Annotated in this window: 16 protein-coding genes and 1 pseudogene; 5 read left to right on the forward strand and 12 right to left on the reverse strand. The window is 59.2% G+C overall.

Translation table 11 applies throughout. From position 1 onward, the window contains the following. The coding region (locus E7813_RS13090; RefSeq protein ID WP_291574544.1) for an SDR family NAD(P)-dependent oxidoreductase at positions 1–436 on the reverse strand (436 nt) is incomplete at its 3' end. Positions 437–968: 532 nt separating this feature from the next. Here E7813_RS13090 and E7813_RS13095 point away from each other — a divergent pair. From E7813_RS13095 to E7813_RS13105, 3 genes are all read left to right on the forward strand, one after another. Then, on the forward strand, positions 969–1346 hold the full coding sequence (locus E7813_RS13095; protein ID WP_291574547.1) for a hypothetical protein: 378 nt from the start codon (positions 969–971) through the stop codon (positions 1344–1346). 187 nt (positions 1347–1533) lie between these two features. Beyond that, the gene (locus E7813_RS13100; RefSeq protein ID WP_291574550.1) at positions 1534–1839 is read left to right on the forward strand and encodes an AraC family transcriptional regulator; all 306 of its coding nucleotides are present in this window, start codon (positions 1534–1536) and stop codon (positions 1837–1839) included. An 82-nt stretch (positions 1840–1921) separates the two neighbouring features. After that, complete coding sequence (locus E7813_RS13105) at positions 1922–2911, forward strand: cation diffusion facilitator family transporter (RefSeq protein ID WP_291574553.1); 990 nt, start codon at positions 1922–1924, stop codon at positions 2909–2911. A gap of 182 nt (positions 2912–3093) precedes the next feature. On the opposite strand, the gene E7813_RS13110 is transcribed toward E7813_RS13105, so the two are convergent. The 5 genes from E7813_RS13110 to E7813_RS13130 form a co-directional block, all read right to left on the reverse strand. Beyond that, the gene (locus E7813_RS13110; RefSeq protein ID WP_291574556.1) at positions 3094–4197 is read right to left on the reverse strand and encodes an ABC transporter ATP-binding protein; all 1104 of its coding nucleotides are present in this window, start codon (positions 4195–4197) and stop codon (positions 3094–3096) included. A 22-nt stretch (positions 4198–4219) separates the two neighbouring features. Continuing rightward, positions 4220–5248, reverse strand: a complete 1029-nt coding sequence (locus E7813_RS13115) for an extracellular solute-binding protein (RefSeq protein WP_291574558.1) — start codon at positions 5246–5248, stop codon at positions 4220–4222. Positions 5249–5272: 24 nt separating this feature from the next. Further along, positions 5273–7042, reverse strand: coding sequence for an iron ABC transporter permease (locus E7813_RS13120; protein WP_291574560.1), 1770 nt, complete (start codon positions 7040–7042; stop codon positions 5273–5275). 191 nt (positions 7043–7233) lie between these two features. Continuing rightward, positions 7234–7482, reverse strand: a complete 249-nt coding sequence (locus E7813_RS13125; protein WP_291574562.1) for a hypothetical protein — start codon at positions 7480–7482, stop codon at positions 7234–7236. 211 nt (positions 7483–7693) lie between these two features. After that, positions 7694–8290, reverse strand: a complete 597-nt coding sequence (locus tag E7813_RS13130; protein WP_291574564.1) for a hypothetical protein — start codon at positions 8288–8290, stop codon at positions 7694–7696. Between the two features lie 334 nt (positions 8291–8624). Here E7813_RS13130 and E7813_RS13135 point away from each other — a divergent pair, with 334 nt between their 5' ends. Further along, positions 8625–9941 carry a hypothetical protein gene (locus E7813_RS13135; protein ID WP_291574566.1) on the forward strand — a complete coding sequence of 439 codons (1317 nt, stop codon included), beginning with the start codon at positions 8625–8627 and terminating at the stop codon, positions 9939–9941. A gap of 36 nt (positions 9942–9977) precedes the next feature. On the opposite strand, the gene E7813_RS13140 is transcribed toward E7813_RS13135, so the two are convergent. The 6 genes from E7813_RS13140 to E7813_RS13165 all read right to left on the reverse strand — a co-directional run bounded on the left by E7813_RS13140 (position 9978) and on the right by E7813_RS13165 (position 15637). Next, positions 9978–10751, reverse strand: a complete 774-nt coding sequence (locus E7813_RS13140) for an outer membrane beta-barrel protein (RefSeq protein ID WP_291574567.1) — start codon at positions 10749–10751, stop codon at positions 9978–9980. Positions 10752–10982: 231 nt separating this feature from the next. Beyond that, positions 10983–11330 (reverse strand): NIPSNAP family protein, encoded by a 348-nt coding sequence (locus E7813_RS13145; RefSeq protein WP_291574578.1) that lies wholly within the window; start codon positions 11328–11330, stop codon positions 10983–10985. A 573-nt stretch (positions 11331–11903) separates the two neighbouring features. After that, positions 11904–12356, reverse strand: coding sequence for a hypothetical protein (locus E7813_RS13150; RefSeq protein WP_291574570.1), 453 nt, complete (start codon positions 12354–12356; stop codon positions 11904–11906). A 204-nt stretch (positions 12357–12560) separates the two neighbouring features. Beyond that, positions 12561–13043 carry a hypothetical protein gene (locus E7813_RS13155; protein WP_291574572.1) on the reverse strand — a complete coding sequence of 161 codons (483 nt, stop codon included), beginning with the start codon at positions 13041–13043 and terminating at the stop codon, positions 12561–12563. A 182-nt stretch (positions 13044–13225) separates the two neighbouring features. Continuing rightward, positions 13226–14470, reverse strand: coding sequence for a hypothetical protein (locus E7813_RS13160; RefSeq protein WP_291574574.1), 1245 nt, complete (start codon positions 14468–14470; stop codon positions 13226–13228). A 171-nt stretch (positions 14471–14641) separates the two neighbouring features. Further along, the gene (locus E7813_RS13165) at positions 14642–15637 is read right to left on the reverse strand and encodes an ABC transporter substrate-binding protein (protein WP_291574576.1); all 996 of its coding nucleotides are present in this window, start codon (positions 15635–15637) and stop codon (positions 14642–14644) included. A gap of 110 nt (positions 15638–15747) precedes the next feature. Here E7813_RS13165 and E7813_RS13170 point away from each other — a divergent pair. After that, positions 15748–16121: pseudogene (locus tag E7813_RS13170) on the forward strand (hypothetical protein); the annotation flags it as partial.

The raw sequence follows: 16121 nt of genomic DNA on the forward strand, positions 1-16121 counted from the left end.
CCGGGGCGCCCGTGGTGCCGGCGCTCGATCCGGTCAGGATGATCGAACCGCCCTTGCCCATCAGCGGCAGCGCCTTCTGGACCGTGAAGATCGTACCCTTCACATTGGTGTCGAAGGTTTCGTCAATGTGCTTGGCGGTGAACTTGCCAAGCGGAAGCGGGCTTCCCGCCCCGGCATTGGCGAAAACGATGTCGAGGGTTTTGCGCTCGGCCTTCACCGCCGCGTAGAGGCGGTCGAGGTCGGCCTCATCCGAAACCGAGCCCTTCACCGCGCGGGCATTGGGCCCGAGGTCGGCCACAGCTGCGTCGAGCGCTTCCTGCCGGCGACCGAAGATGAAGACGAATGCGCCCTCCTCGATGAAGCGCTTTGCCGCGGCGAGGCCGATGCCGGTAGCGCCGCCGGTGATCACGGCGGTCTTTCCATTCAGTCTGGTCACGTTGTGCATCCTTTGTTGGCGTCGTTCGTAGCGTGTGGATCACTAGATCGTATAAGATCCAATCCTGATCCGCTTCCGCGCGTCACCAGTGATGCCGCCTCCAAAACGTGTGCGATGTGGCTCCGTTCCCAAACCTAAAGATGAAGGGTGATTTCGCGATACTGCTGCTGTCGACCTCGACAGCATAAGCACGCATTCCCAGGCGGCAGGGCGGATCGGTAACCTGGACATGGACATGGGCATGTAGTTGTTTGGCAAGACCTCAATAGTGCTGGTGCCAAAGCCAGGGGTCGAGCCCGCCGTTTGGGAACGGCAGTATCCATCATGCGCACCGCGCTGGCCGAGCCGGTCACCCAAGCTATCTAGGCCGCGCCCGTTTTTAAGGCGATATATTAAATTGCAGGAAATGCGGCAGAGTCAGTAGCATGCCGTGTATCAGGAAATGATCGTGTTACCGGCGGGAACCTGAAGCCTTTGAAGGCGTTTGCCAACTACCCGGGGATTTTACCTTACCTGCATTTGGAAACGACTTATGAAACCGCTGGCCGAGGCGATTGCCGCAGTGGGCAAACCAATGTTCTTACATTCCGTGGGAGAAGAGTCCTCGCCGAAAGCGGTGGTTGCCCGATTTTCCCATAACGGCGGTGACTTCGACATTGCTGCATCCGATATCGTGCGAGTTACGATCAATCTACAAGATGGCGTCCCCGTCCGCCATGAGACGGGCACCGATCCGCCGGGTTCCTTTATTGCGGCGGTCGGCGGCGTCTCGGTAACGCCGGCACATCAACGCACCCAGATTGTCGTGCGAGGTAAGGCCGACGTCTTGCAACTATATCTTCGCGAATCATTTCTAGATGCCGTGGTTGAAGGACAGTTTTCCTGTCGGACGCTGTTCAATTCGCATTGATAGCGAACTTCAGGCAGCTGCAATGCAAATCTTCGTTGCAGCGACACGGGCCGAGCCGGACGATTCACTACTGCTCGAATCCGGAATCCATCGTATCGCGGCCCGCCTGTTGCACCCTACCAGCCACGGGCCGATCCAGCCCACACGAGGAGGCCTTGCTCGGGCGGCTCATCGTCGAGTCAACGACATGATCACGGCAGCCTTGGATGACAAGTCCGTCGCGTCGCCCACTTTGGACCAGTTGGCCGACGCCGCATGTTTGAGTGTCAACCACTTCATTCGTGCGTTCCACCAACAGACCGGGGTGACACCGCATCGTCACGTCGTTCTCCGCAGGCTTGAACGCGGGATCACACTCCTGAAGAAGCCAGGGAACTCCGTCGCCGAGGTCGCCGACGGTGTCGGCTTCGCAACGCCGGCGCACTTTGTCGCAACATTCAGGCGGACAATGGGTGTGACGCCTGGCGCATTCCAAGCTGCTTTGTTCAGCTAGCGATCCGCTCGGCTCGCGGGTGCGGCAAATAACCATTGCCTTCAGGCGGTCCAGCGCGAAAACCGCAAGGTGACATTTAAATATGGCATCACACGCACGACTTAGCTCCAGTTCATCGTCTACCGCTGCTGTTTACGCAGCGCTGGCCGGAGACATTCTCGTAGCCATAAGCAAAGTCGGTGCTGCGGTCTGGACAGGTAGCGCCGCCATGACGAGTGAGGCCATTCCTTCGGCTGTAGACAGCACGAACGAAATCCTATTGCTGTATGGAATTCATCGCTCGGTGCAGAAGCCTGACAGCGAACACCCTTTCGGCTACGGGAGAGAATTATATTTTTGGAGCTTCGTGGTTTCGCTTCTGATATTTGCACTTGGCGCCGGCTTCTCCATTTATGAGGGAATTTATAGGATCTTGTATCCGGTGCCTATCGAGTCGCCTGTCGTGAGTTATGTCGTGTTGGCGTTGTCATTTCTTTTCGAGGGTGGCTCATGGCTCTATTCGCTTAGACAGTTCCGTCGAGCAAAAGGCTCACTCGGCTTCTTCGACGCATTCAGGCTCAGCAAAGATCCGCCTTCGTTCATGACGCTATTCGAAGATTCTGCCGCTCTTGTTGGAATCCTCGTCGCGGCGGTCGCGACCTTCTCGGCTGTCGCGCTCGGCCGCCCGGAGTTCGACGGCGCGGGCTCGGTCGCGATCGGCGTAATATTAGCAGCAACATCGGTTTTCCTGGCGAGGGAAAGCAAGAGCCTGCTGATTGGCGAACAAGCCTATCCTTCAATTCGCAAGTCGATTCTTTCTCTCGCGAATGCTCAACCAGGGTGCTTGAGCGCAAATGGCCTTTTCACCGCACAATTAGGGCCTAAACAAGTTGTGGCTATGCTGAGTCTTGAGTTTTCGGACGTTATGCTCGCACCACAGATCGAAGAGGCCTTCATTGATCTGGAGAGGAAAGTGCGGGAGAAAAACCCGGAAGTTGTCGCGCTGTTCGTGAAGCCCCAAACCGCGAAAACGTTTCAAGACCAGCGCAACGAAACACCGCTGGTTCCCGCGGGATCGAACCGCATCGATTGAACGGCACTAGCCGGTGGCCGTCCAAGGCCCGGTCATCTACAGCATGTCGTAACCCGATATGACAAACTCGCAGCCAGTTATCTGGCGTTCGTCAAGCTCGCATCAATCCGAATTTGGTTGCGTGCTAACGAGTCCACGCCCCAAACTCATCTTGCTTTAGTCGAGATTCGCGACGGCCCGCGCTAGTCGTAAGTCGACGGTCCGGCGTCACGATAGGCCCAGCAGCCTTCCCGCGCCAGCGACACCGGGGTTTCGACCCCGACCTGGTGGCGCGCGGCGGTGCCAAGCTCGAGCGCCTCCAGCCGGCGGCCGAACAGGTCGACATCGTACACCGTCTGCGTGCCCTGATAGCGGCGGTCGAGAACGCGCGCGTTGAAGGCATTGGTGCCGTCGTGGCGGCCAAGCGCGATGTTTTCCGGACGCAGCGCGATGCGGATCTTGTCGCCGGCGTTGACGGGTTCCAGCATCGCCGCCTCGATACGCTGGCCGTTGCCGACATCGACCAGCCCGAAGGAGCCATTGCGCTCGATCAGGGTACCGGCGATTTCATTGGTGGCGCCGGTGAAGTTGGCGACGAACAGGTCGGCCGGCTTGTTGTAGATCTCGTCCGGCGTGCCCATCTGCAACAGCTTGCCGTCGCGCATCACCCCGATGCGGTCGCCGAGCACGACGGCTTCGGCCTGGTCGTGGGTTACGTAAAGCGCGGTCATGCCGGTCTGCTTGAGGATGACGCGCAGATCGTCGCGCAGCCTCAGGCGCAATTTGGCGTCGAGGTTCGACAGCGGCTCGTCGAGCAGCAACAGTTGCGGCCGGTAGACGATGCTGCGTGCCAGCGCCACGCGCTGCATCTGGCCGCCCGACAGCGCCACCACCGGGCGGTCGGCATATTCCGACAGGCCGACCAGTTGCAGCACCTCCTCAACCATGCGGTTGGCCTCGGCGCGCGCGATCTTGCGGTGCTTGAGCGGATAGACCACGTTCTGCCGCACCGTCATATGCGGCCAGACCGCGTAGGACTGAAACACCATGCCAAGGTCGCGCAGGCGCGGCGGCAGCAGGATGCCGCGCGCCGGCGACGACACCACATGGCCGCCGATGCTGATCTCTCCCGATGTCGGGTGCTCGAGGCCGGCGACGCAGCGCAGCGTCGTGGTCTTGCCGCAGCCGGAGGGGCCGAGCAGCACCACGATCTCGCCGGCCGGCACGGCGAAACTCACGCCGTCGATCGCGGGCCGGCCGATCGAGAACTGCTTGCGCAGGTCGGTGACATCGAGTGCTGCGGTCACGATCCGGCTTCCACGCCCGACATCACTGCCGATAGCCGAAGGTCTTGTCCCAGTCGGCAACCCAGGCGCCGTGCAGCTTCACATACTGGTCGAAGTTCGGGTACCAGACCTTGACGATCTTGGGATCGAAGCCCTCGGGATAGACCGGCGCCACCTTCAGTGACGTGAGGTTGCCGAGCTCCTTGATCATGAAGGTCTGCCCCTCTTTCGACATGCACCAGTTGAGGAACAGTTTCGCGGCGTTGGGATGCGTGGCGGTCTTGGGAATTCCCGACGCATAGGGATTAGCCGGCACGCCTTCGGGCGGGAAGATGATCTTGATCGGCGCGCCCTCCTTCTGTTTCGGGTAGACCGCATTGTACAACAGCGGACCCATCGCGACCTCGCCGCGCACCAGCGAATCCGACATCGGCGCGCCGGAGGGATAGAGAATCGGATGGGTCGCGGCCTGCCGAGCCCAATAATCCTCGCCGAGCACCTGACGCTCGAACATGATGCGGGTCCAGGTGGTGCCGCCGGACTGGGCGAACACCTGGCCCGTCATCTTGTCGTATTCGGGCTTGGTCAGATCCATCCAGCTCTTCGGCGGATTCTTGACCAGTTCGGTGTTGTAGGCGATCGACCAGACCACGGTGGCGCGCGGCCAGAACTTCGGCGAAACCAGCGCGGCCGGATCGTAGTCGGCGGCATTGGGCGGCGCGTAATCCTGGAACAGGTCGGCCAGCGGCAGCATCAGCGCGCGATCGGAATGATCGACGATGTCGGCGATCAGCTTGCCGGCCGCCGCTTCCGTCCGCACCCGCGTGATGAGCTGGCCGCCGGGCGCGCGCACCATCTCGATCTTGATCTCCGGGAAGCGCTTGTTGAACTCCTTGATGACCTCCTGCTCGACCTCGGCGAAATTCGCCGTGTAGTAGACCAGCTTGCCTTCGGCCTTGGCCGCCGCGATCAACTCGGGCGAACCGAAATCCTCCGCCGCTGCCGCCGCGCCGCCGAGCGCGATGCCGAGGCCGGCCATGGCAACAATCCCGGCGATCATCTTTTTGTTCATAGCCAATCCTCCCTCGTTTTTCATTTATCCGGTGCGGGCGACGCTGGTTTGGGCGGCGCCCCGCGACAGCCAGTTCGCGCCACCGATCAGAACCCCGAGCAGGACCGTCTGCACCAGGCTGAATGCAGCGGTCTTGCCGAGATTTCCGCCTTCGTAGTAGTCGAGCAGCAACACCGACATCACCATGGTGTTGGTGGTGTAGAGAAACAGCGACGATCCCAGTTCGCGGATCGCCAGCACGAACAATAATGTCATCGAGGCGATCACGCCCGGCCGCGCCAGCGGCAGCACGATCGTCCGGATGGTGCTGAGCATGCCCCTGCCGCAGACCCAGGCCGCTTCCTCCAGTTCGCGATGGATCTGCAGGAACGAAGTCGACAGCGCCTTGACCGTATCCGGCATGAAGCGCGCGATGAAAGCAAGCGCGAGGATCCAGATGGTGCCGTAGAGCCCGCCGGGGATGCCGATCCAGGCCCAGAGATAGGCGACGCCGATCACGAGGCCCGGAATAGCCACCGGCAGCGTCGATACCAGATCGATGCTGCGCCGGCCCGCCACATGGGTGCGATGAATGGTGTAGCCGATCGCAAAGGCGAGCGACCCTCCGACCACGGCGGTGATGATGCCGACCTCGATCGCGTTGTAGATCGAATTCATGGTCAGCGGGTTGTCGAAGATGCTGTAGAAATGCATCAGCGAATATTGCTTCATGTCGAACAGGCTGGCGGCGTCGCGGATGAACATGAACTTGCGGAACGCCGCCACGATCAAAGCGAGACTCGGCAGCACCACGACCACCACGAGATAGACGACGCCGAGACCGAAGGTGAGCCAGCGCCACGGACCGAGATCGAGGCTGCGCGGCCGATAGGCCTTGCCGGCCACGGTGGTGTAGCTGCGCCCGCTCAAAACCTTCTGCTGCGCAAACACCAGCAGGCCGGTCACCATCATCAGCAGGATCGCGACCGCCGCCGCGGTGTTGTAGAGCGGCGGCGACCAGTTGGTGAGCTTGAAAATATAGGTGGTCAGCACGTTGATGTTGGTCGGCGCACCCAGCACCGCCGGAATGCCGTAGATGCCGAGCATCACGATAAAGGACAGCAGCATGCCGGAGATGATCGCCGGCATGATCAGCGGGAACGTTACCGAAAACAATGTCGCGAACGCGCTGGCGCCGGAAATCTCGGCAGCCTCTTCCAGGCTCGGGTCCATGTTGCGCAGCGCCGAGGAGGTGAACATGTAGACGTAGGGCGCGTAGTAGATGCCGAACACGAACACCAGGCCCCACAGCGAATAAAGGTTCACATGCCAGTCGAGGCCGGCCCATTTGAACATGGTGTTGATGAGGCCGGTTTTCGGCGAGCCGAGGATGGTCCACGCCACCCCCGCAACCAGCGGCGGCGCGAACAGCGGCAGGATGCTGGCAGCGGCGATGAAGCCCTTGAACGGGGTGTTGGTGCGCACCACGATCCAGGAAAACGCCAGGCCGATCACGACCGCGATCAGGGTGCCGCCGCCGCAGGCGATCAAGGTATTGAACAGCGCCTCGGCGACGTTCGGGTTGACCAGCACCGCGAGGAAGTTCGCAATCGACAGATGGGTCAGGCTGAAGCCGTCGACTACCGGATTGGTGTCGGTCAGCGCCCCCAGCAGCAGCGTGAGCACGGGATAGATCACCAGGAAGCCGAGGATCGCCAGCAGGAGTGCTACCCACAGCCCTGAAATCGCGCGCCGGCGCATGCCTGCAACGCCGCTGCGCGCGAGCTCGGTGCGCCGGCCTGCCTGTCCGTGCAAAAGCGTATTCCCCTTGGCCTGCGAGCGGTTTTCTTTCTTGTTGTGCCGCCAAGCCTAGTCGATGGCGCGGCCCGCGGAAACTAGCAGAAAGTCGGTCGTGGGCCGCAACCGTCAAGCCGGCGATTTAGCGCGTTCGCCTGAAATGAAAGAGGCCGCCCGTGCGGCGGCCTCTGACTTGCGCACCGGGAGGTTTAGGCTCCCTTTTCGCACTTCTTGATAAAGCTGGTCTTCGCGGCTCCCGAAAGCGGCTTGCCGTCCGCGCTCACCGCCTTGGTTGTGCAGGAATCGGCCATGCACTTCTTCATGAAGGATGTCTTGGCCGCACCCGCGAGAGCTTTGCCGTCCTTGCCGACCGCCTTGCTCTCACACGTTTCCTGCGCGAAGGCCGCCCCGCCGACAAATGTCGCGATAAAGGCAGCCAGTATCATACCCCTGACCATTTCTTTCTCCCTTGTATGCTTGCAGTGGGTCAATTTGACCGCAAAAACTGCTCGCGATCAAATCAAATATGCTTGTCGCCATAGCGGGGGCGACGGAAAATGGCCGGAAAGTCGGTCGCTGGCCGTGATTGTTGAGGCTGGCGCATTGGGACTTCGGAAGTCGGCAGGTCCATTCGATCGACTCGCCAGGAAGCCCAACAGCGTTCAGATTTTAGGCTTTATCGGCGATCAGCAATGGGCAGAGCTCGGACATTTCATAGCTGCCGCTCGAAACGAATCGAGCGTTGGGAAATGTTTTCGAGGCAATCGACAATACCTGATCCCTCTTGGGGAAACTGAACGACACGATTGAGTCCTTGTAGAAATCGATCGTGTCAATCTGGTCGCGATTCCAGCCCGCCATCTGAACCAGTTCCTGACGGTTTTTGAACAGTGAATTGAAGGCGGCGAGAATGTCCGCGACCCGGACTTCCGGCGCGGATTGCTGTGCGACAAGGGCCATTCCGAGCCGTATCTTGAAGGCATGGAAGCTTTTGATTTTGCCGGACAGGGCCTCGGCTTTTAGCGCGGACGCAGTCTCGGCGATGGCAGGCGCAACATAAAGTCGAAAGACGATGCGCCCGCCGCTCCTGAGAATTCGATCAAGTTCGAGGAACAAGGCGGCGGTCTCGTCAGGAAACGTCAGAAAGGACAAGCTGCCGTCGCCTATACAAATCGAAAATGCATCGGACTTGAAGTTGGGGCGGCGCCAATCGCCCACCATCGCGCAGCGGGAGGTTGTATTCCCCGGCCAAACGTTGGCGACCATCGAAAAGTTGCGATCGATGGCCACCAGATGCGGCGCAACGTCGGCGAGTTCGGGCGTCACTCCCAACAGAAGGGCACGGCCGCCTATATCGCTGATCTGCTCCTTGACTGCCAGGATGACTCCGGACGGTGGCCGCAATGGCGGACCCAACTGCGACCAGGCACGATGATATATTCTTTGATGATCCTCACCCATTCACCTATCATATTTTCAAAACCAACGGAGTGGAACCTGTTTTACCAGGACATTTGACCAGGACATTCCAGGTATCCGGACCATCGCCATGCGAATAGCTTTTCCCAGTCGTTCTTGCCCTGTCAGAAGCTGTTGATCGATGGCAACATTCCAGCTTGACCGCATGGTCTCCAGATTTCGCGATGTGCTCGCGGAAACGGAGCGGCTGCTTCCTGACCAACTACATGCCTATCAACAAAATCTGCTGGTGCCGCTTATCCTCCACTCCCATCGCAATGTCCCATTCTACAAACAAAGATTGGCTTCGTTGTGCTCCGGAACGGAAGTCGATCTTGAACGCTGGCACACCATACCGATTTTATCGCGTCAGGATGTGCAGCAGAACCTGAAGCAGCTCACTGCCAAGCGCGTGCCGCCGCATATGGGCAGCATAACGCAGGGCGAAACGTCCGGATCCAGCGGCCGGCCAATTCGATACAAGATCAACGAACTTGCAACCATCGCAAGCGTCGGAACGACGGATCGCGCATTTCGCTGGTGGAAGTTCGACGGCAACAAGTCAATGGCGAGCTTTGTTGCACGACATGGCGACGATGCGCGTCCACCCGAGGGAAAGGTTGAGCCCGGCTGGCGGGTCGGCTCCGTCGGGCCGCACTACATGCTGGACTTGTCTGCCGATGTCTCCACACAACTCGGTTGGCTGTTCAAGCGGCGCCCCAGTTATCTGACCGCGCATTCCTTCGTCCTCAACGAAGTGGCCAAACTGGCATGCCGACAAGGGCTCGAACTGCCGTTGCAACGGATCAATTCGGTCGGAACGGTCTTGACCGACGACATTCGAGCAGCCTGCAAGCAAGCGTTCGGCACCAGGCCGATCGATCAATACGGGGCGCAGGAAACCGGTCTGCTCGCATGTGAGTGTCCCTGGTGCGGTCACTTTCACATCAACGCCGAGACCGTGCTTGTGGAAGTTCTTGATCCGAACGGCGATCCAAGCCCGCCGGGCGCCGCAGGGCGGGTTGTCGTGACGTCTTTCTATAACTTTGCGATGCCGCTGATTCGCTACGAAATCGGAGATTTCGCGGTTGCCGGGTCGAGCCAGCAAGAATGCCCGGTAAAACTCCCGACGCTCGGGAAGATCATGGGCAGATATCGCAATGCGTTTACGATGCGCGACGGCCGGACGGTTTACCCCTACGTGCCGGTTTCACGACTTGAAGAGCATTTGTCATTCGAGCAGATTCAGATCGTGCAGACCGACCCGACCTCGATCGAAGTGAGATACGTTCCGCGAAGTCGACGCGAAAGCCCCGATCAATCCGGTCTTCAGACATGCCTGCGTGAATTCATCGATCCGGGCTTGAACGTTCGTGCCGTTGCCGTGGAAGAAATACCGAGGTCGCCGTCGGGAAAATTTGAAGACTATTTGTCGCTGGTGACGCCGCAGCAGGGATGAGCAATCGACCAGCAGGTCGGCCTGCGGCGGGAAGGACTATTGGTTAAACTTATAACTGATCCCTGCCCTGACCTTGTTCACATCCCTGAGGTCCAGCGTACCCGTTTGCGGTCCCAGGCCGAAGGGCACGCTCACTTTGCCGAAGCTCTCGTAGAGATATTCAAGGCGAGCAATCCAGTTCGGATTACACATGTATTCAAAGCCGACGCCGACTGCCGCGCCGGTCAACGTGCTGCCAACATTCGAGGATGAAAACGCCGTCGGCGTGCCGAAGACGGTCCACGTGGAAGTGTCACTCCAGTTGACGCGGGTAAAGGCTACGCCACCTGTTCCGTAGAACAGCCACGGCCCATTTACGACGCCGAGACGGCCACGGATCGTTGACTGCCAGGCAAGCCGGGTCTGACTGACGAATGAGAAGCTGTCATTGGCATTGATTGAAAACCCGCCGATAGCGCCAGCTCTGCCGGAGCCCCATGTCCAGTCGCCTTCGATACCGGCAAGTATTTTCGGCGTAATCATAAAATTGTAGCCGCCCTGAACGCCCGCAATTGCACCATTCGGGCGGTAGGTTTCACTCCGACCCGGAAAAGCCACGGGGCCAATGCCGGGATCAAAAATGTAGCCAGGTCCCGAAAAGTTTGCGTCGCCCGAGCGATAGCCGGCATGAGCACCCACGTAGAAACCCGACCAGTTGTAGGTTGGCTTGGGAGGGGCTTTGACCGGCAGATCAGCCGCCACAGCGACCGCGATGTCGACGAGCGTCAATGACGCCAGCCCAACCAGTATCTTTTGCGTCGCATGGCGCATACCGGATCTGCCGCGCACGGCCCTTAATTCATGTGAGTCTCAGAAGACTGCCACCCTGCTTAGAGCGATCAATTGAATCAACCTTCATGGAACGACACTTCACGCGATTTGAGGGGCGTGTTGTAAAAATGCAACGATTTGACCATTCCTGGCGAGGTCCACCAGTGTCCTGTTGGAGAGCGTCGCGATCGGGCCGGCATCTTCGATCCCCGGGTATCTGGGGAGTCTGAGCTATGCGCGTGAATGCAGATCCTCGCGCGGCTCTTGAGTCGCTTTCGGAAGCAATGGCCGGAAAAATGACCGTTCATAACGGGTGAAGCAGCGCGTCTCTTTGGCGAAGGCCACCGCCTTCTGAACGTCTGGATCGGCGCCGGCGTCCTTGCGGTACTGTTCGTAGGCCGCGAGGCTCGGAAAGCTGAACATCGCCAGGGCGACGTCACTCGCTCCTTCGGATGGCAGAAAGTAGCCGTGATGGATGCCGCCGAACCGCGGCATCAGGTCAAGCCACATTGCACCGTAAGCTTCGAAGTCGGCGAGCTTGTCGAGGCGGACCTCGTAACGCAGGTAACAAGTAATCATCCGGTGGTGCTCCAGCGCAAAGTTCACTCCTCCGGGACCTGACGGGCGCCTTTGCTTCGATGATCGCCCGCCCCATCCGTAACAAACCATATGTCCAGTTACCCGGCTAGGCGGATCAGCCGCGCAATCGCAAGGAATTTATGCTTTGAGTCTAACAACGGAAGTCAACGTGGCTATCCGGTCACCGGTGTTTTACTCATACAAAATGGGAAAATATGCTGGCTATTTGAGTCTAAACTCACCGCCGCATTCCTGGTGAGGCCTATTGGCGAGCGTCGCGCTGCAACCGATCGGGCCGGCATCGTCCATCCCCGGTTATCCGGGGCGTCTGAGTTATGCGAAACCATGTCTCCCGTTACCCCCGCTCGGCGGATCGGCAGCGCAATCGAACGGAATTTCTCCTTGGGCCAAAAGCCGCGTTTGGCCGTGGCCAGATCACGAGGTCCGGATTCCCGGTCACCACGCCGGCCGACGCGAAGGCATCAGGCATAACCGCCTGCGCGTCGGAAGTTGCTCGGCAACTCGACCGGTCAGCATGGCCGCCGCGAACATCGATCGCAAAGCGCGGCGACGTCAGTAGCCGTAATCGTTGCAGACGTCGACCCACGTCAGCCCATATGGCGTCCACACCCGGCGCCAGCAGCTGTCGTAGGCAGCATAATCGTAGGGGACGCCGACGAACGCAAAGCCATGGAAGCGGTGATGACCGAAGTGGTCGTGGTCGCGGTCCCGGAACGCAAACGCTGAAGACCGGGGCGCCAATCCGGCGCGCGTAAAAGCCGTACCCGTACGGCCGCCGCTGAAAGTGGTGCGGCCGCCGCTTAACGCCGGACTTCCGCCCATGGCGCCGAAGCGTGCGCCGGCGCTCATGCCGCCGACAGCCATTCCACCTCCCATCCCGCCGCCGGCATGCATTCCGCCTCCCATGCCGGCGCCACCGCCATGAAAGGCGAGCGCCGGTGACGCCAGAGCAAGTGTGGTGCCGAGTGCACCCGCGATCAGGCAACTAAGGAGATTGTTGTTCATCTCAATTCCTCCGTGGTTGAATTACCGCGACGCATTCCGTCGCAAGGAGGAAGACGGCCAGGAGGCCGAAAGGATCCAATGTTCCCAAATCAAAAATGCGACAGTTTTGACACGAAAATTAGTTTCATCCCCTCCCAGCGGATATGCCGATGGGAACTTGCGGGCTGCGGCCGGAGAAATGATTGCGCCACGAAAGGCGAAAACTCATGAGGGCCGGGGATGTGCCGAAGCCAATGTCGTTTTTTCGTCGTGTTGCCTGACGATCTCTGTCATCAGGTAAAACCGGTAGATCAGATGAAATCCGATAAAAACCCAGAACACCCCGCCTATCATTGACCAAAACGAAAACTTGCCGATGAGGCCTTCATAGATTGTGTACAGGCCAAGACCTCCCATGATGTAAAGCGAATAGAAATATGGAAGAAGTCCAAGCAGGAACAGGAGACCTTTCCAGCTCTTCTTTCGTTCCACGGACACAAGGAAAAAATAAGTAAAAAGACCTACCGAGGCGGCGACGCCACCCAACACCGGAGCGTACGTGTACAGGTAGTAATCGCGGGACCACCCCAAGCGGATAAATTCGACGATACCGTAAATCATCACAGCAAGAATAGGCACCTCGATTCTGGCGGCAATGATGTCACCCTTTGTCCCCTTTAATTCGGGAGCAACGGTAAAGGAATCCATTTTATATCCCCCTCCTTACCTCTGTTTGGATACTCAAAGAGCTTTTCCAGGCGCGCATGGCGCGCGGCACGCTTGGGACATTAGGGTCATCTCCCCCGCTCCCCTGCGTCGACGTCCGGAGCAAAAGCTATCGTGTTTTTAGGCCGAGACAATGGGCTTCAACGCCGATCTCGCATGGTCTTTCAAAGCTGATCCTTGAGGAATGACGCCAGTCGGAGCGGCAGATTGGTGTCCCAGCTTTCCCAATAATGCACTGCCGCAAAGCCGTTGATGACGATCGAGATCGCACAGATTGCAAAAACCGCGATCCGAATACCTCTTTTTTGCCAGAGCTGTATTCCCGGCAATGCAATCAGCGCAACGCAAAACAGCGGCACCACCGGCACTTCCTGCCGTGCGGCGTAAGCCGTCGCGCCATTCCAGAATTTCCAGGAAGCCATCACGAGAGTATAGAGAAAAATACCAGAGGCAATGACGAACCCGTCCTTTGGAAAGCGGCGCAAAAACGACGGCCATGCGACCGCAGCGACCACGGTCGCGGGCGCGATCATCAGATATCCGTATTTGAGCGAAAACAGCATGCCGCCGACGCCACGAACCAGCGAGCCCTGCTGCCAGGGTTGCGCGGCGTTCAGTGGCGAGCCGAACATGATGGAATTCAGACAGCCAATCACGGCGATCCCAAGCCCGACCGGCAAAGCCAGCCGAACCAGCGAGGCGTAATCGCGCTGGTTCAGGTACATCGCGAACATTGGCAGGGATATCAACCCTAGCGGCGCCTTGATGACGATGCCGATGCCGATAAACACGCCGGCCACCAGGGGCATTTTCGATCGCAAGGCAACGCTGTAGGCACCCACCGCGCACATTAACAAATAGGGTTCGGAAAAAAGCGTCCTGCCATAGGGCCATGCCGGAGTACCCAGAAACGCGACGATCGCGACCAGATCGGCGGACAGGCTTGACACGGCGTATTTCAGCAACAGCGATCGAAACAGAAAGAAGGCGATGATGACGGCAAAGGTCGAACAGACGATCGCCATCGGTTCGACGAATTCAGTGTGGCGAAACGGGTAAAGGATGGGCGCAACAAGAAGCGCCATACCGGGGGGATGCGTCGAGTATTCCGGATGCCCGGGAATTGGCTCGGTTTGCCCCGGCCTCAGCCGTGGCAGCGGATGTCCCTCTGCATCGCGATCAAATTTGTCGGATTCAGTTTCGTAAACATTCTCCCAGTTCTGGCGCACTCCGCGCTCGAACCAGACGGACTGGTGGTCAAGCGGGGCGCCGGAAAAGTTGGTGCCGGCCTGACTGGATCCCTTGTGGACGCTGGCATAGTTGTTGGTGAGATCGAGATCGCCATCCAGCAACAGGCTGTTGATGGTCAGCAGATAATGCGGTTCGTCGCCGCTGAATATACTTGGCAACGGCTTTCCGTTGCTGGACCAGTACAAGGGTGCGGCCAGAGCCAGGACAACAAGTACCGGAAGTTTTAAGAGTTTTTGCCAGTTCATCAGATGCTGTTCGAAAGGATCAGCAAAGCCAATCCGCCTGCGCTGCCTGGGAGCTGCCGTTCTATCAGAAATGTCCTGCCGGAACTATTCGATCACGGTGTCGGCGCTCGCGAGCAGCGCCGGCGGCAGCGAAAGCCCAAGCGCCTTCGCTGTCTTGAGGTTGAGAGATAACTCGAACTTGGATGCCTGGTAGTAAGGAATATCGCCGGGATTTTCGCCGCGCAGAATGGCGTCGATGTCGTTGGCCACCCGCTTGTTCAAGTCCACCAGATCAAACGAGTAGGCAATCAAGCCACCTGCGGCGACGAATTCCGGAAGCGCGTACATCGCCGGAAGACCTGCAGTTCCGATCAAATCGGTGATCAGGACGCGGTTGGTCATTGTGTCCGGATTGTCCCCGACCATGATTGCATTTGCGCCGTTGCGCGCAGCCTGTGCGATCGCCTCCCGATAGGCGGTTTCGCTGGTGGGAAGTTCCAGCGGTGCAACCTCAAGCGCAACGCCAACCGTGGCGGCCGCCGCGCTTACAAAAGAACCCATGGCGTCCCAGCCAACTCGCAGCGTGAGGTAAGCCAGCTTCGACATGTCCGGAAGTATTTCGCGGAGTAGCGCAATCCGTTTCCCGTAGATGGAAGGACCGGTATCGACACTGACGCCTGTGATGTTGCCGCCGGGATGAGCCAGATTCTGAACGAGCCCGGCCGCCCCGGGGTCTCCGGTCAGCGCAACGACCGGTAGTTTGTCCGTCTGCTGCTTGAAAAATAAAGCCCCGGGTCCGACGACGTAGACGACATCGGGATTATTGCGGACTACCTCAGCCGCCAAGGCAGCAGGACTGGACGTGTTTTGCTCCCGACCATAGCGTTCGATGAGAAGATTTTGTCCCTCAACGTTTCCAAGGCGGCGAAGCTCCGCGAATAGCGCCCGATAATAGCGATTGTCGCTGCGCTCATTCATCAGCGCCGTCGGCTCGGACAGGCTGAAGATGGCGAGCCGCCTGCTGGCGCGTGGCTGCTGGGCCGCTGCACGCGATACGACGACCGAAGAAGCCACGCCAACAACGAACTCACGCCGCCTCATCGCAATCGCCCCGATATCCTCAACCCGAGCGTACGCGATCTATCGGTGTGGGTCCAACCAGTCAAATGTCTGTTGCGGGCCGATTGGGTTGCAAAGGTCGGCTGTGGGCGATGATGCCGTTCGGCGGCTACCCGACCGGGCAAATCACCGAATTGTCAAGTGTCACCCTCAAAAATATTCTGATTTTCAGAATAACCAAATCAGGCGTATATCTCTCCCATCCCGTCCCACTCAGAGGGGCGTTTCGCGATCGTCACGGACGTTGGCGGCGGGATGCGGTGGACGCGAGGCGGTGCGCTGACGAGGCGCTGTTCTCGTGGACGGCGAAGTCGTGTGGTCCTGACACCCCGACGCTGGTGTCAAGTCGGCGGAGTTATTCGCCGGCGACGGTGGCAAGAAAGCCCGGTCACCGGGGAGAGCGCGAAATAAGCCGTAAAACCATTGTGCGGGGAATGCCGGGTGATTTCCGGTGTGACCGTGGTGA

Origin of the sequence: Bradyrhizobium sp. (genome assembly GCF_004799405.1) — a bacterium.
In the GTDB taxonomy this organism is placed as follows: Bacteria; Pseudomonadota; Alphaproteobacteria; order Rhizobiales; family Xanthobacteraceae; genus Bradyrhizobium.

Bases quoted from the DNA above. Each gene is read 5' to 3' on its own strand.
- E7813_RS13095 (WP_291574547.1), top strand. From the start codon at position 969: ATGAAACCGCTGGCCGAGGCGATTGCCGCAGTGGGCAAACCAATGTTC.
- E7813_RS13100 (WP_291574550.1), top strand. From the start codon at position 1,534: ATGATCACGGCAGCCTTGGATGACAAGTCCGTCGCGTCGCCCACTTTG.
- E7813_RS13105 (WP_291574553.1), top strand. From the start codon at position 1,922: ATGGCATCACACGCACGACTTAGCTCCAGTTCATCGTCTACCGCTGCT.
- E7813_RS13115 (WP_291574558.1), bottom strand. From the start codon at position 5,248: ATGAACAAAAAGATGATCGCCGGGATTGTTGCCATGGCCGGCCTCGGC.
- E7813_RS13125 (WP_291574562.1), bottom strand. From the start codon at position 7,482: ATGGTCAGGGGTATGATACTGGCTGCCTTTATCGCGACATTTGTCGGC.
- E7813_RS13130 (WP_291574564.1), bottom strand. From the start codon at position 8,290: ATGGTCGCCAACGTTTGGCCGGGGAATACAACCTCCCGCTGCGCGATG.
- E7813_RS13135 (WP_291574566.1), top strand. From the start codon at position 8,625: ATGGCAACATTCCAGCTTGACCGCATGGTCTCCAGATTTCGCGATGTG.
- E7813_RS13140 (WP_291574567.1), bottom strand. From the start codon at position 10,751: ATGCGCCATGCGACGCAAAAGATACTGGTTGGGCTGGCGTCATTGACG.
- E7813_RS13145 (WP_291574578.1), bottom strand. From the start codon at position 11,330: ATGATTACTTGTTACCTGCGTTACGAGGTCCGCCTCGACAAGCTCGCC.
- E7813_RS13150 (WP_291574570.1), bottom strand. From the start codon at position 12,356: ATGAACAACAATCTCCTTAGTTGCCTGATCGCGGGTGCACTCGGCACC.
- E7813_RS13155 (WP_291574572.1), bottom strand. From the start codon at position 13,043: ATGGATTCCTTTACCGTTGCTCCCGAATTAAAGGGGACAAAGGGTGAC.
- E7813_RS13165 (WP_291574576.1), bottom strand. From the start codon at position 15,637: ATGAGGCGGCGTGAGTTCGTTGTTGGCGTGGCTTCTTCGGTCGTCGTA.